Consider the following 13637-nt stretch of genomic DNA (forward strand, 5'->3'; position numbering starts at 1 on the left):
CATGCTCAAGGAACCGCATGTCGGCGCCCCGCGCAGCCGCGTGGATGGCCGCGCCAAGGTGACGGGCGAGGCGAAATACGCCGCCGAATTCCCTGCCCCCGGCCTGGCCCATGGCCATGTCGTCTCGGGCGCCATCGCCCGCGGGCGGATCACCGGCATCGACACCACGGCGGCCTGCGCCGTCCCCGGCGTGCTGGAGGTCTTCACGCATGAGAACCGGCCGCGCACGGCCTGGTTCGACTACAAGCACCGCGACGAGGTGGCGCCGCCCGGCTCCCCCTTCCGGCCCCTCTATGACGAGACCATCCTCTACAGCGGCCAGCCCGTGGCGCTGGTGGTGGCCGAGGATTCCGGCACCGCCCGCCACGCCGCCTCCCTGGTGCGGGTGGAATACGAGGCCGGGGCGCATGAGACGGATCTGCTGCGCGCGCGGGAGGATGCCTATGTGCCGCCGAAGCGGCGTTCCGGCATCAGCCCGCCGCCGAAGCCGCGCGGCGATGCGGTCGCGGCGTTGGCCGAGGCGCCGCTGCGGGTGGAGGCGGAGTACCGGATCGCCACCGAGCACCACAACCCCATGGAGATGCACGCCACGACGGTGGTGTGGGAGGGCGGCGGCAAGCTCACCGTCCATGACAAGATCCAGGGGGTGCTGAACAGCCAGGGCTATATCTGCAATGTCTTCGGCCTGTCGAAGGAGGATGTCCGGGTCGTCTCGCCCTTCGTCGGCGGCGCCTTCGGCTCGGGGCTGCGGCCGCAATACCAGCTTTTCCTCGCGGTGATGGCGGCGCTGGCGCTGAAGCGCTCGGTGCGCGTGGTGCTGACGCGCGACCAGATGTTCACCTTCAGCCACCGGCCGGAGACGATCAACCAGGTGGCGCTCGGCGCTGCGGCGGACGGCATGCTGCGCGCCATCCGGCACGATGCCATCGGCGCCACCTCGCGCTTCGAGGACCACCAGGAGGTCGTGGTCAACTGGTCCGGCCTGCTCTACCACTGCGACAATGTCGAACTGGGCTACAAGCTCGCGCAGCTTGACATCCACACGCCCGCCGACATGCGCGCGCCGGGTGCCCCGCTCGGCGTCTTCGCGCTGGAATCCGCCATGGACGAGCTGGCAGACAAGGCCGGGATCGATCCGCTCGAACTCCGGCTGAAAAACTACGCGGAAACGGACGAGAACGAGGGCAAGCCCTATACCAGCAAGGAACTGCGCGCCGCCTACCGGCTCGGCGCCGAGCGCTTCGGCTGGTCGCGCCGCAGCGCCGCCCCCCGCTCCATGCGCGAGGGCCGCGAGCTGGTCGGCTGGGGCCTGGCGAGCGGCGTGTGGGAGGCGCAGATGCAGCAGACCAGCGCCCGCGCGGTGCTCACCGCCGATGGCCGGCTGGAGGTGGCGACCGCGACCGCCGATATCGGCACCGGCACCTATACCATCCTGGCGCAGATCGCCGCCGATGCCTTCGGCCTGCCGATGGAGAGCGTCACCGTGCGGATCGGCGACAGCTCATTGCCGAAATCGCCCATCGAGGGCGGCTCCTGGACCGCCGCCTCGGCCGGCTCCGCCGTGCAGGCCGCCTGCCATGCGGTGCGCGAGACGCTGTTCCGGCACGCGCGCGGCGCCGAGGGCTCGCCGCTCGGCAATGCCGATCTCGACCATGTGGCCTTCGTGGATGGCCGCATCGTCCTGGCCGCCGACCCGGACCGCGGGATCGGCCTCATCGAGGCGATGCGCGCCGGCGGCGCCGAGCGCATCGAGCACGAGCAGACCGCGAGCCCGGACAAGGCCAACCAGAAGCGCTACTCCTCCTATACACATTCCGCGATCTTCGCCGAGGTCCGGGTGGACGAGGAGCTGGGCGTCCTCCGAGTCACCTGCATCGTGACGGCGGTGGCGGCGGGGAAGATCCTCAATCCGAAGACCGCGCGCAGCCAGGTCATCGGCGGCGTGGTCTGGGGGATGGGCATGGCACTGGAGGAGGAGACGCTGGCCGACCACCGGCTCGGCCGCTTCATGAACCACAACCTCGCCGAGTACCATGTGCCGGTGAATGCCGATGTCCATGATATCGACGTGATCTTCGTGGAGGAGCAGGACAGCAGGACCAGCCCGATCGGCGTGAAGGGCCTGGGCGAGATCGGCATCGTCGGCACCGCCGCGGCGATCGCCAATGCCATCCACCACGCCACCGGCAAGCGCATCCGCGACCTGCCCATCACGCTGGACAAGCTGCTGGAGCGCCCACCGGCGGAGCGCGCGCGTTAGAGCATGCTGCGTTCACCTTCGTTCACGCATCATGCTCCAGGCCTTTGTTTGATCGCGTGATTCACGCTTTTCGGTGCGAGCACCTCAAGCGATCACGCTCTAAAGCCAGGCGGCGCTACTCCACCACGATCCGCGGTCCCGCCGCCGCGCCCTCGCCCTGCAGCTTCGCCCAGAGCCGGGCCGCGATGGCCCGGTAGGCCGCCGCCTCCTCGGTCTCCGGCCGGGCGGCGACGATCGGCGTGCCGGCATCGGCCAGCTCGCGGATCGCCAGCTTCAGCGGCAATTCGCCGAGGAATTCCACGCCCAGCCGCTGCGCCTCGGCGCGCGCCCCACCATGGCCGAAGAGCTCCGCCCGATGCCCGCAATTCGGGCAGCAGTAATAGGACATGTTCTCGACCACGCCGAGCACCGGCACGTTCACCCGCTCGAACATCTTCACGCCCCGCCGCGCATCCAGCAGCGCCACGTCCTGGGGCGTGGAGACGATCACCGCGCCGGCCAGCGGCACCCGCTGGCTCATGGTGAGCTGCGCGTCGCCGGTGCCGGGCGGCATGTCCACCACCATGACATCCAGCGCGCCCCACTCCACCTGGCCCATCAATTGCTCCAGCGCGCCCATCACCATGGGGCCGCGCCAGATCATCGGCGTCTCCTCATCGACCAGGAAGCCGATCGACATCGCCTTCAACCCCCAGCGCTGGAGGGGGATGATGCGCTGGCCCTCGGTGCGCGGCTTCTCCCGCGCGCCCAGCATCTGCGGCAGGGAGGGGCCGTATATATCGGCATCCAGCAGCCCGACCCTGAGGCCCTGCGCCGCCAGCGCCACGGCGAGGTTCACCGCCGTGGTCGATTTGCCGACGCCGCCCTTGCCGGAGGCCACGGCGATGATCTTCCCCACCTCGGGCAGCAGCATGGCGCCCTGGCCGGCCGGGGTCCTGGCACCGTGGCCATGGGCGCCATGGCGATGCGGCGCGGGTGCCGCGGGTGCCGCTGCCCCCGCGCCGCCCGGCCGCGGCCCCTGGGCCTCGCGATGGGCGGTCAGCACCACCGTCGCGCTCAGCACGCCCGGCACCGCGGCGGCGGCGCGCTCCGCCGCCTGGCGCAGCGGCTCCATCTCCCGCGCCCGCTCGCGCGGGACGGCCAGGGCGAATTGCACCATCCCGTCGCGGGCGGCCAGGCCCTGGACCATGCCGGAGGCGACCACATCCAGCCCGCCTGCCGGATCACGCACCGCCCGCAACGCCGCCCGCACCGCCTCGACCAGTTCTTCGCCCATCGCTTGAAAGAACCTCCCAACCCAACAATATCGCTGCCGTCTATGGCATGCCGCGCCGTGCACGGGTATGCGTTGCCCGGCCGGGTGTGTCATATGGCCGGGCACCGTCCTGCATCCAGCCCCCGGCCCGCCGGGGGGCGGGCGCCGGCGGGACGAAGCGACCAATACCGAACGACAGGCAGCGGAGGCCGGCACAAGCGATGGCGTTGAACAACGGCGGACCCAGCCCCTGGGGCAATCCTCGCCCGGGCGGGCCGTGGGGATCGCCGCCACCGGGCCCACCCGGTGGCAATCGCGGACCCGATCTCGACGACATGATCCGCCAGGCGCAGGAGGCGGTGCGCCGCGTGTTGCCGAGCGGCACCGGCGGCGGGCGGGGCCTGGCCATCCTCGGGGTGATCGTGCTGGGGCTCTGGGCGGCCAGCGGCTTCTACCGGGTCCAGCCGGACGAGCAGGGCGTGGTGCTGCGCTTCGGCGCCCTGAACCGCGTCGCCACCCCCGGCCTGAACTACCACATTCCCTGGCCGGTCGAATCCGTGCTGACGCCGCGCGTCACCACCGAGAACCTGGTCTTCATCGGCTTCCGCTCGGGCGAGGCGACGCCGTCCCGCACCATCTCGGCGCGCGACGTGCTCGAGGAAAGCCTGATGCTGACCGGCGATGAGAACATCATCGACATCGATTTCGTGGTCCGCTGGCGCATCCGCGATGCCGCGGAATTCCTGTTCAATACCCGCAATCCGGAGAACACCATCAAATCCGCCGCCGAAAGCGTGATGCGGGAGGTGATCGGCCGCACGCCGATCCAGCCCGCGCTGACCGAGGCGCGCGCCGAGATCGAGACGCAGGTGGCGCAGGGCCTGCAATCCGTCATGGACCAGTACGGGGCCGGCGTCGCGATCACCCAGGTGCAATTGCAGAAGGTGGACCCGCCCGCCGCGGTGATCGAGGCCTTCCGCGACGTGCAGCGCGCCGCCGCCGACAAGGAAAGGCAGCGCAACGAGGCCGAGGCCTACCGCAACGACATCATCCCGCGCGCCCGCGGCGAGGCCGAGCGCATGGTGCAGGAGGCCCAGGGCTTCCGCGACAGCCAGGAAGCCCGGGCACGCGGCGAGGCGGGGCGCTTCCTCAGCGTGCTCGGCGCCTATCAGCAGGCGCAGGACATCACCATGCGGCGCCTCTATCTCGAAACCATGGAGGAGATCCTGCGGCGCAACCCGAAGGTGCTGGTCGATGACCGGCTGCAAGGGCTGGTGCCCTTCCTCAACCTGACCGAACCCGCCGGCGGCCGCCCGGCCGGCCAGCGCCCGGCCACGCCGCCGGCCACCTCGGCCGCGCCGCCGATGCTGCAGCAACCCAGCCGGCCCAGCCCGGGAACCGGTGGGGGGGTGCCGCGATGAACCGCCTGATCGTCCTGGCCGGCCTCGGCTTGGTCCTGCTCTTCGCGGTGGCGTCCTCGGTCTTCACCGTGCACCAGACGCAGCAGGTGCTGATCACCCAGTTCGGCGAGCCGATCCGGGTGGTCCGCCAGCCCGGGTTGAGCTGGAAGCTGCCCTTCATCCAGACCGTCATCGGCTTCGACCGCCGCCTGCTCGACTATGACGCGCAGGGCCAGGAGGTGATCCTGGGCGACCAGCGGCGGATCGTGGTGGATACCTTCACCCGCTACCGCATCACCGACCCGCTGCGCTTCTTCCAGACGGTGGGCGCGACCGAGGGCGGCATCCGCCTCCGCCTCCAGCCGATCGTTTCCTCCACGCTCCGGAACGTGCTGGGCAGCGAGCAATTGCTCTCCGTGCTCTCGGCCGACCGGGCCCGGATCATGGGCGAGATCCGCCAGCGGGTGAATGAGGAGGCGAAGAATTTCGGCATCGAGGTGGTGGATGTCCGCATCCGCCGCGCCGATCTGCCGGAGGAGAATACCCAGGCCATCCTCTCCCGCATGCAGTCCGAGCGCGAGCGGGTGGCGCGGGAACAGCGCGCCGAGGGTGCCGAACAGGCGCAGCGCATCCGCGCCGCGGCCGAGCGCGACCGCACCGTGCTGCTCGCGGAGGCCCAGGCCAGCGCCGATATCCTCCGCGGCCAGGGCGAGCAGCAGGCGATCCGCATCTTCGCCGAGGCCTTCCAGCAGGACCCGGAATTCTTCCGGTTCTGGCGCACCATGCAGGCCTGGCGGGAAGCCTTCTCGGAGGGCGATGCGCGGTTCCTGCTGAGCCCGGAATCGGATTTCTTCCGGTATTTCCGGTCCATCCCGGAGCATACCGAGCCCTCCCAGCCGGCGCCTCCACGGCAGCAGGGGGGGCGGCTGAAGCGCCTGGGGTGGGGGGAGGGTCCCCACCCCGCCCACAATCGGGTGAGGCCGGGCCGCCTACCCATGGCCGCGGGCCCTGCCCGCGCCCAGTTCTCCTGGACTTCGGCTCTCCCTGAACGGCGCCGCGCCTCGCGGAGCTGCCCATTGCAATCGAGGTGTCCGCGATGCGCCTGCCCCATCTCGCCCTGGCCGCCCTGATCGCCAGCCCGGTCGCTGGCCTGCCTGGCGCGCCCCTGCTGGCCCAGGCTCCCTCCCAGCCGGCCCAGATCCAGTCGCCGCCGCCCCTGCCGCTGCCGGCCCCGCCCGCCGGGACCGCCACGCCCCAGGCAGCGCCGCCGGCCACCCCGATGCGGGACGCGCCCCCCAGCTTCGCGCCGCTGGCCCGCCAATTGCTGCCGGCGGTGGTGAACATCTCCACCAGCCAGAACGCCCAGGCGCGCAACAACCGGCCGGATGCGCCGGACATGCCCCAGGCCCCGCCCGGCAGCCCCTTCGAGGAATTCTTCCGCGACTTCTTCAACCGCAACCGCCCGGATGGCCAGGGCCAGGGCCAGGGCCAGGGCCCGGGCGCGCGGCCCTCGCCGGAACGGCCGCGCCGGGCGCAATCTCTCGGCTCCGGCTTCATCCTGGATGCCTCCGGCATCGTCGTGACCAACAACCACGTCATCGACGGCGCCGACGAGATCAACGTCATCCTGGCCGACAATACCTCGATCCGTGCCGAATTGGTGGGCACCGACCCGCGCACCGATCTCGCCGTGCTGCGGATCAAGACCGACAAGCCGCTGCATGCCGTGCAGTTCGGCGACAGCGACACCGCCCAGGTGGGCGACTGGGTGCTGGCGATCGGCAATCCCTTCGGGCTCGGCGGCACCGTCACCGCCGGCATCATCTCGGCCCGCGGCCGCGACATCCGCCAGGGCCTCTATGACGACTTCATCCAGACCGATGCCGCCATCAACCGCGGCAATTCCCGGCGGACCGCTGTTCAACCTCGAAGGCAAGGTGGTGGGGATCAATACCGCCATCTATTCGCCGAGCGGCGGTTCCATCGGCATTGGCTTCTCCATTCCCTCCAACCTGGCGCGCAACATCGTCGCCCAGTTGCAGGAGGGCGGGAAGGTGCGCCGCGGCTGGCTCGGCGTGAACATCCAGCAGGTGACGGACGAGATCGCCGAGAGCCTCGGCCTCCAGGGCGGCGGCCGCGGCGCGCTGGTGGCCCGGGCGCAGGAGGATGGGCCGGCGGCCAAGGCCGGCATCCGCAACGGCGACGTGATCCTGCGCTTCAACGGCCAGGAGGTGCGGGAAATGCGCGCCCTGCCGCGCATCGTCGCGGAGACGCCGGTCGGCCGCGAGGTGCCAGTGGTGGTCTGGCGCGACGGCCGCGAGCAGACGCTGACCGCCACGATCGGCGAATTGCCGACCGAGCCGCAGCAGGCCGCGGCAACCCCCGGCCCGGAGGCGCGGCCCACCGAACTCGCGGGGCTCGGCATGAGCGTCGGGCCGATCTCGCCGGAGGCGCGGGAGCGCTTCGGCCTGAAGCCGGACCAGCGCGGCGTGGTCATCACCGAGGTCACGCCCGGCAGCCCGGCGGCGGAACGTGAACTCCGCGCCGGCGACGTTATCGTCGAGGTGCAGCAGGAACGTGTGACCACGCCGCAGGAATTGCTGGCGCGGCTGGAGACGCTGCGGCGGCAGAACCGCGCCACCGCGCTGTTCCTGATCGAAAGCCAGCAGGGCCAGCGCTTCGTGCCGCTGCGGCTGCGTGGTGGCGAGCGGGGCAGCCCGGGCTGAAGGAAGGGTGGGGGCGCTGCCCCCACACCCCGCCGGGGGGCAGGATGCCCCCCCGGACCCCGTCAGTAGGACGTGGCGATCTCCGCCGCCCGATAGCCCTGCGCAAACAGCAGCGCCCGCAGATCCGCATGCTCCACCCGCGCCCGCGCCGCGGCGGCCACCACCGGCTTCGCCCGGAAGGCCACGCCGAGCCCCGCGGCCTGGATCATCGCCAGGTCGTTCGCCCCATCCCCCACCGTCAGCGTCGCCGAGAGTGGCAGGCCGAGTTCCGCCGCCAGGCGCTTCAGGGTGGCGAGCTTGGCGTCGCGGTCCAGGATCGGCTCGCCGACCCGGCCGGTGAGCTTGCCATCCTCCAGCAACAGGGTGTTGGAGTAATGCGCATGGAAGCCCAGCCGTTCCGCCACCCGCCCGGTGAAGAAGGTGAAACCGCCGGAGACGAGGACACAATGCGCGCCATTCGCCCGCATGGTCGCCACCAGCTCGGCCGCGCCCGCGGTCATCGCGGTCGCCTCCCAGGTGCGTTCCAGCGCCGAGACGGGCAGGCCCGCCAACATGCCGACGCGCTCGATCAGCGCGGCGCGAAAATCCAGCTCGCCATTCATGCTGCGACGGGTGATTTCGGCGATCTTCTCCTTGAGCCCGGCATAGGCGGCGATCTCGTCCAGCGTCTCGCTGGTGACGATGGTGCTGTCCATATCGGCCAGCAGCAGCCGCTTGCGCCGGCCCTCGGCGGGCTGCGCGATGGCATCCACCAAGGCATCGCCCAGCGCGGCGCGGGCGGCGGCGGTGGCCTGTTCGGGGGAGAATTCGTCGAAGGGCAGGTCGGCCGCTTCCTCCGGGGCCAGCCAGTCCGGCGTGCCGGCGGTAGCGCCGAGCTCCTGCAAGGCGCTGCGGATACGGGCGAGGAGCGGGGCGGAGAGGCCGCCCGCCGGCGCGATCAGGGTCAGGATCTGGGACATCAGGCGCGGACCATGCCGCCCCGCCTCGCATGGTGCAACCGGGCATGACGCAACCACCGGCCGCGCTGATCGTCGCCGGCCCCACCGCCAGCGGCAAATCGGCCCTGGCGCTCGATTTGGCGCGGCGCTTCGGCGGCAGCGTCATCAATGCGGATTCGATGCAGCTCTACCGCGAACTCTGCATCCTCACCGCCCGCCCGAGCCCGGCGGAGGAGGCGGTGGCGCCGCACCGCCTCTATGGCATCCGCCCGGCCGCGGAACCCGCCAGCGTCGCCTGGTGGCAGGAGGCGGCGCTGGCCGCCATGGCGGAGGCGGCGGCGGTGGGGCGGCTGCCGATCCTCTGCGGCGGCACCGGCCTCTATTTCCTGTCCCTGACCCAGGGCCTCTCCGCCCTGCCGCTGGTGCCGCCGGAGGCGCGGGCGGAGGCGCGGGCGCTGCTGGCGGAACGCGGCGCCCCGGCGCTGCATGGCATGCTCGCGGCCGCGGACCCGGAGACGGCGGCGACGCTTCGCCCCAGTGACAGCCAGCGCCTGGCCCGCGCCTATGAGGTCTGGCGCGGCACCGGCCGCGGCTTGCTGGCCTGGCAGCGGGAGGGCGCGCATAGCGGCCCGGCGCCCTGGCGCTTCGCGGCCCTGCTGCTCGACCCGCCCCGGCCGGCGCTGCGCGCGGCCATCACGGCCCGGTTCGGGGCCATGCTGGCGGCCGGGGCGCTGGAGGAGGTGCGGGCGCTGCTGGCGCAGGGCCTCGACCCCGCGCTGCCGGCCATGCGGGCGCATGGCGTGCCGGAACTGGCGGCGCATCTCGCGGGCCGGATGGGGCTGGAGGAGGCGGAGCGGCGGGCCGTGCTGAATACCGGCCAGTACACCAAACGCCAGGCCACCTGGTTCCGCCACCACGCATTGGCGGACCCCTCGCGGGCGCATATCATCCATGCGCGCTGCGAGGGCATGGCGCAATTTCAGGAAAGCGAGCGGCGGGAAATCTTCGCGTTTGTTGAATCCTGGCGTTGACGCGGTGCAGCAAGGGGTCTAACCCTGGCCGCCTTGTCGCTGCTGCCCCAAGGAAACCGCCCCCCCGATGTCCGCCACCTCCGCCGCCACCCCCGCCGAAACCCGCATCATGACGGGCGCGGAGATCGTCCTGGCCGCGCTGAAGGAACAGGGGGTCGAGGTGATCTTCGGCTATCCCGGCGGCGCCGTATTGCCGCTCTATGACGCGCTGTTCCAGCAGAACGCCATCCGCCACATCCTGGTGCGGCATGAGCAGGCGGCGGTGCATGCCGCCGAGGGCTATGCCCGTTCCACCGGCAAGGTCGGCGTGGTGCTCGTCACCTCCGGCCCCGGCGCCACCAATGCCGTCACCGGCCTGGTGGATGCGCTGATGGACAGCATCCCGGTGATCTGCCTGACCGGCCAGGTGCCGACCCACCTGATCGGCAACGACGCCTTCCAGGAGGCCGATACCACCGGCATCACCCGGCCGGCGACCAAGCACAACTACCTGGTCAAGGACATCACCAGGCTGGCCGGGGTGGTGCACGAAGCCTTCTACGTGGCGAAATCCGGCCGGCCCGGCCCGGTGGTGATCGACCTGCCGAAGGACATCCTGATCGGCAAGGGCCCCTATTCCGAGGCCCCGCAGACGCCGCACCGCAGCTACCGGCCGCCGACCGAGCCGGAGGCCGACCCGATCCGCCAGGCAGTGCGGCTGCTGAAGGGGGCGAAGCGGCCGGTCATCTATGCCGGCGGCGGGGTCATCAATTCAGGGCCGGAGGCGTCGCGGCTGCTGGCGGAATTCGTGCGGCTGACGAATTTCCCCTGCACCAATACGCTGATGGGTCTCGGCGCCCTGCCGGCGAGCGACCCGCATTTCCTCGGCATGCTGGGCATGCACGGCACCTATGAAGCCAATTTGGCGATGCATGGCTGCGACGTGATGCTGAATATCGGTGCCCGCTTCGACGACCGGGTGACGGGGCGGCTGAACGCCTTCGCGCCGGGTTCCCGGAAGATCCATGCCGATATCGACCCCTCCTCGATCAACAAGAACGTCAAGGTGGATGTCGCCATCGTCGGCGATGCCGGGCGCATCCTGGCGGCGCTGATCGAGTGCTGGAAGGCGGATGCGGCGCCGCAGGATCGGCCGGCGCTGACCGAATGGTGGCGCCAGATCGATGCCTGGCGTGGCAAGGACTGCCTGCGCTACCGCCAGGAAGGCAGCATCATCAAGCCGCAGCACGCGGTGCGGCGGCTTTACGAAATCACGAAGGACGCTTCCGTGAAGGATGGGGGCCGCGAGACCTTCATCACCACCGAGGTCGGCCAGCACCAGATGTGGGCGGCGCAGTATTTCGGCTTCGAGAAGCCGAACCGCTGGATGACCTCGGGCGGGCTCGGCACCATGGGCTATGGGCTGCCGGCGGCGATGGGCGTGCAGATCGCGCATCCGGATGCGCTGGTGATCGACATTGCCGGCGAGGCCAGCATCCTGATGAACATCCAGGAGATGGGCACGCTGGCGCAGTACCGGCTGCCCGTGAAGGTCTTCATCCTGAACAACGAATACATGGGCATGGTGCGGCAGTGGCAGGAACTGCTGCATGGCGGCCGCTATTCCGAAAGCTATTCCGCCGCGCTGCCCGATTTCGTCAAGCTGGCGGAGAGCTTCCACGCGACGGGGCTGCGCGCCACCACCGCCGACGACCTCGACCGGGTGATCCGCGAGATGCTGGCGATCGATGGGCCGGTGATCGCCGATATCTGCGTGGCCAAGGACGAGAATTGCTTCCCCATGATCCCCTCCGGCGCCGCGCATAACGAGATGATCCTGGGGCCGGATCAGGAAGGCGGCGTGGCCGGCGTGACCGATGAGGGCAAGGTGCTGGTCTAGCCGCGCCCCGCGCGATCCCCTATGGCGGGACGGAGCCACCGTCCCGCGCCCCGCCCTCCCGCCCGTAATCGAGCCATGCCCGACCCTTCGGAAACCACGCTCCGCAACGCCACCATCGCCGTGCTCGTCGAGAACGAGGCGGGCATCCTGGCGCGCGTCGTCGGCCTCTTCTCCGGCCGCGGCTACAATATCGAGAGCCTCACCGTGGCGCCGGTGGATGCGGCGCGGCGCCTCTCGCGCATCACCATCGTGACGTCAGGCACCGACATGGTGATCGAGCAGATCAAGGCGCAGCTCGACCGGCTGGTGCCGGTGCACAAGGTGGCGGACCTGACGCTGGAGGGGCCGCATCTGGCGCGCGAGATGATGCTGGTGAAGGTGGTGGGCGGCGGTGAGCACCGCATGGAGGCGCTGCGCCTGGCCGATGCCTTCCGCGCGCGGGTGGTGGATGCCACCACGGAAAGCCTGGTGTTTGAGATGACCGGCGCCGGCGAGAAGCTGGATGCCTTTATCAGTTTGATGCAGCCGCTGGGGCTCAAAGAGGTGTCGCGTACCGGAGTTGTGGCGATCGCACGCGGCGTAAGTTCTTTAACTTAACATGATTATGGACCAAAAAGACGCTGCAAAGGCATTCGTCGATGCTAGCTTCCGAGCCATCATCGACCAGAGTGCTGAGATTCGCGAAGCGGAGCGATTAAGCTTGCAAGCGCTTACGATCTTTGTCGCTGCAATAATGTCGCTCGCGCTGCTTTCAGCGAACGTTGTCTTCGCCTTTACTATGAATAGAATCCCGGCTGATGTGCACTTGCTCTGGCCTCCGATCACGGCTCTTGGGATCCTTGGGATGATCGTGGGAGCCATTGGCTTAAAAGCGCATTGGCGAGCACATAGCGCCGCGACACGAATCCTTGAAATAGAAAAAATTCCTCGTCGCACAGTTTGCACTTGATCGAAACTGGCTTCGCGCTGTGAGGCCAATTGAAGTGCACGAGAAATCCTGGTGGCGGTCGAAGATCGACACCTTCATTGCGGGAATGTGTGCTCTTTTAGGCATTGGGACCGCTATTCAGGCGTTTTTCTGGCTTGTGGAAATGGTTAACCAGTAGGAGTTGTTGCTAAAATGCGCGTTTACTACGACCGCGATGCGGATGTGAACCTGATCAAGGCCCGCAAGGTGGCCGTCATCGGCTTCGGCAGCCAGGGCCATGCGCATGCCATGAACATGCGCGATTCCGGCCTGGCCGATGTGGCGATCGGACTGCGGCCCGGCGCCTCCGCGCAGAAGGCCGAGGCCGCCGGCTTCAAGGTGATGTCGCCCGCCGAGGCGGCGAAATGGGCCGATGTGGTCATGGTGCTGACCCCGGATGAGGGCCAGGGCGACCTCTACCGCGAGCATCTGCACGCCAACATGAAGGAAGGCGCCGCGCTGGCCTTCGCGCATGGGCTGAACGTGCATTTCAACCTGCTCGACCCGCGCCCCGACCTCGACGTGTTCATGATCGCGCCCAAGGGGCCCGGCCATACCGTGCGCAGCGAGTATCAGCGCGGCGGCGGCGTGCCCTGCCTGGTGGCGGTGGCGCAGAACCCCTCCGGCAATGCGCTGGAGATCGCGCTCTCCTACGCCTCCGCCATCGGCGGCGGCCGCGCCGGGGTGATCGAGACCACCTTCAAGGAGGAATGCGAGACCGACCTCTTCGGCGAGCAGTCCGTGCTCTGCGGCGGCCTGGTCGAGCTCATCAAGGCCGGGTTCGAGACCTTGGTGGAGGCCGGCTATGCCCCCGAGATGGCGTATTTCGAATGCCTGCATGAGGTGAAGCTGATCGTCGACCTCATCTATGAGGGCGGCATCGCCAACATGAACTACTCGATCTCCAACACCGCGGAATACGGCGAATACGTCACCGGCCCGCGCATCATCACCGCCGAGACCAAGGCCGAGATGAAGCGGGTGCTGGACGACATCCAGAGCGGCAAATTCGCCCGCGACTGGATGCTGGAGAACAAGGTGAACCAGGCCAGCTTCAAGGCCACCCGCCGCCGCCTCTCCGAACACCCGATCGAGGAAGTGGGCGAGAAGCTGCGGGCGATGATGCCCTGGATCAAGAAGAACGCGCTGGTCGACAAGACGAAGAACTGAGGCCGGCCCGC

General features: G+C 69.6%; 10 protein-coding genes and 1 pseudogene. 9 read left to right on the plus strand and 2 right to left on the minus strand.

All coding sequences use genetic code 11. From position 1 onward, the window contains the following. The first annotated feature begins 1 nt into the window (after window position 1). The gene (locus tag KSF81_RS08445; protein WP_217378600.1) at window positions 2-2260 is read left to right on the plus strand and encodes a xanthine dehydrogenase family protein molybdopterin-binding subunit; all 2259 of its coding nucleotides are present in this window, start codon (window positions 2-4) and stop codon (window positions 2258-2260) included. 115 nt (window positions 2261-2375) lie between these two features. Here KSF81_RS08445 and KSF81_RS08450 read toward each other — a convergent pair whose 3' ends face one another. After that, window positions 2376-3536: an Mrp/NBP35 family ATP-binding protein gene (locus tag KSF81_RS08450; protein ID WP_217378601.1), complete on the minus strand. Its 1161-nt coding sequence runs from the start codon at window positions 3534-3536 to the stop codon at window positions 2376-2378. A gap of 314 nt (window positions 3537-3850) precedes the next feature. On the opposite strand from KSF81_RS08450, the gene hflK reads away from it, so the two are divergent. The 4 genes and pseudogenes from hflK to KSF81_RS31340 all read left to right on the plus strand — a co-directional run bounded on the left by hflK (window position 3851) and on the right by KSF81_RS31340 (window position 7641). Then, window positions 3851-4936: an FtsH protease activity modulator HflK gene (gene hflK / locus KSF81_RS08455; RefSeq protein ID WP_375293312.1), complete on the plus strand. Its 1086-nt coding sequence runs from the start codon at window positions 3851-3853 to the stop codon at window positions 4934-4936. Then, the gene (gene hflC / locus KSF81_RS08460) at window positions 4933-6045 is read left to right on the plus strand and encodes a protease modulator HflC (RefSeq protein WP_217378603.1); all 1113 of its coding nucleotides are present in this window, start codon (window positions 4933-4935) and stop codon (window positions 6043-6045) included. Before hflK ends, hflC begins: the two co-directional genes overlap by 4 nt. 266 nt (window positions 6046-6311) lie before the next feature. Beyond that, a pseudogene (locus tag KSF81_RS31335) lies at window positions 6312-6761 on the plus strand (trypsin-like peptidase domain-containing protein); the annotation flags it as partial. A gap of 34 nt (window positions 6762-6795) precedes the next feature. After that, window positions 6796-7641: a PDZ domain-containing protein gene (locus KSF81_RS31340; protein WP_309139507.1), complete on the plus strand. Its 846-nt coding sequence runs from the start codon at window positions 6796-6798 to the stop codon at window positions 7639-7641. A gap of 62 nt (window positions 7642-7703) precedes the next feature. On the opposite strand, the gene serB is transcribed toward KSF81_RS31340, so the two are convergent. Further along, complete coding sequence (gene serB / locus KSF81_RS08470; RefSeq protein WP_217378604.1) at window positions 7704-8600, minus strand: phosphoserine phosphatase SerB; 897 nt, start codon at window positions 8598-8600, stop codon at window positions 7704-7706. A 29-nt stretch (window positions 8601-8629) separates the two neighbouring features. Between serB and miaA the strand changes: the two genes are divergently transcribed. The 4 genes from miaA (at window position 8630) to ilvC (ending at window position 13626) form a co-directional block, all read left to right on the plus strand. Then, window positions 8630-9610, plus strand: coding sequence for a tRNA (adenosine(37)-N6)-dimethylallyltransferase MiaA (gene miaA / locus KSF81_RS08475; RefSeq protein ID WP_375293313.1), 981 nt, complete (start codon window positions 8630-8632; stop codon window positions 9608-9610). Between the two features lie 67 nt (window positions 9611-9677). After that, window positions 9678-11489 carry an acetolactate synthase 3 large subunit gene (locus tag KSF81_RS08480; protein ID WP_217378606.1) on the plus strand — a complete coding sequence of 604 codons (1812 nt, stop codon included), beginning with the start codon at window positions 9678-9680 and terminating at the stop codon, window positions 11487-11489. Window positions 11490-11564: 75 nt separating this feature from the next. Beyond that, window positions 11565-12086 carry an acetolactate synthase small subunit gene (gene ilvN, locus KSF81_RS08485; RefSeq protein WP_217378607.1) on the plus strand — a complete coding sequence of 174 codons (522 nt, stop codon included), beginning with the start codon at window positions 11565-11567 and terminating at the stop codon, window positions 12084-12086. Between the two features lie 523 nt (window positions 12087-12609). Then, window positions 12610-13626, plus strand: coding sequence for a ketol-acid reductoisomerase (ilvC, locus tag KSF81_RS08490; protein WP_217378608.1), 1017 nt, complete (start codon window positions 12610-12612; stop codon window positions 13624-13626). Window positions 13627-13637: the final 11 nt, after the last annotated feature.

The sequence above is a fragment of the Siccirubricoccus sp. G192 genome (assembly GCF_019084075.1).
In the GTDB taxonomy this organism is placed as follows: Bacteria; Pseudomonadota; Alphaproteobacteria; order Acetobacterales; family Acetobacteraceae; genus G192.

Coding starts and splice junctions, on each gene's coding strand:
- KSF81_RS08445 (WP_217378600.1), top strand. CDS start 2: ATGCTCAAGGAACCGCATGTCGGCGCCCCGCGCAGCCGCGTGGATGGC.
- KSF81_RS08450 (WP_217378601.1), bottom strand. CDS start 3,536: ATGGGCGAAGAACTGGTCGAGGCGGTGCGGGCGGCGTTGCGGGCGGTG.
- hflK (WP_375293312.1), top strand. CDS start 3,851: ATGATCCGCCAGGCGCAGGAGGCGGTGCGCCGCGTGTTGCCGAGCGGC.
- hflC (WP_217378603.1), top strand. CDS start 4,933: ATGAACCGCCTGATCGTCCTGGCCGGCCTCGGCTTGGTCCTGCTCTTC.
- KSF81_RS31340 (WP_309139507.1), top strand. CDS start 6,796: ATGCCGCCATCAACCGCGGCAATTCCCGGCGGACCGCTGTTCAACCTC.
- serB (WP_217378604.1), bottom strand. CDS start 8,600: ATGTCCCAGATCCTGACCCTGATCGCGCCGGCGGGCGGCCTCTCCGCC.
- miaA (WP_375293313.1), top strand. CDS start 8,630: ATGGTGCAACCGGGCATGACGCAACCACCGGCCGCGCTGATCGTCGCC.
- KSF81_RS08480 (WP_217378606.1), top strand. CDS start 9,678: ATGTCCGCCACCTCCGCCGCCACCCCCGCCGAAACCCGCATCATGACG.
- ilvN (WP_217378607.1), top strand. CDS start 11,565: ATGCCCGACCCTTCGGAAACCACGCTCCGCAACGCCACCATCGCCGTG.
- ilvC (WP_217378608.1), top strand. CDS start 12,610: ATGCGCGTTTACTACGACCGCGATGCGGATGTGAACCTGATCAAGGCC.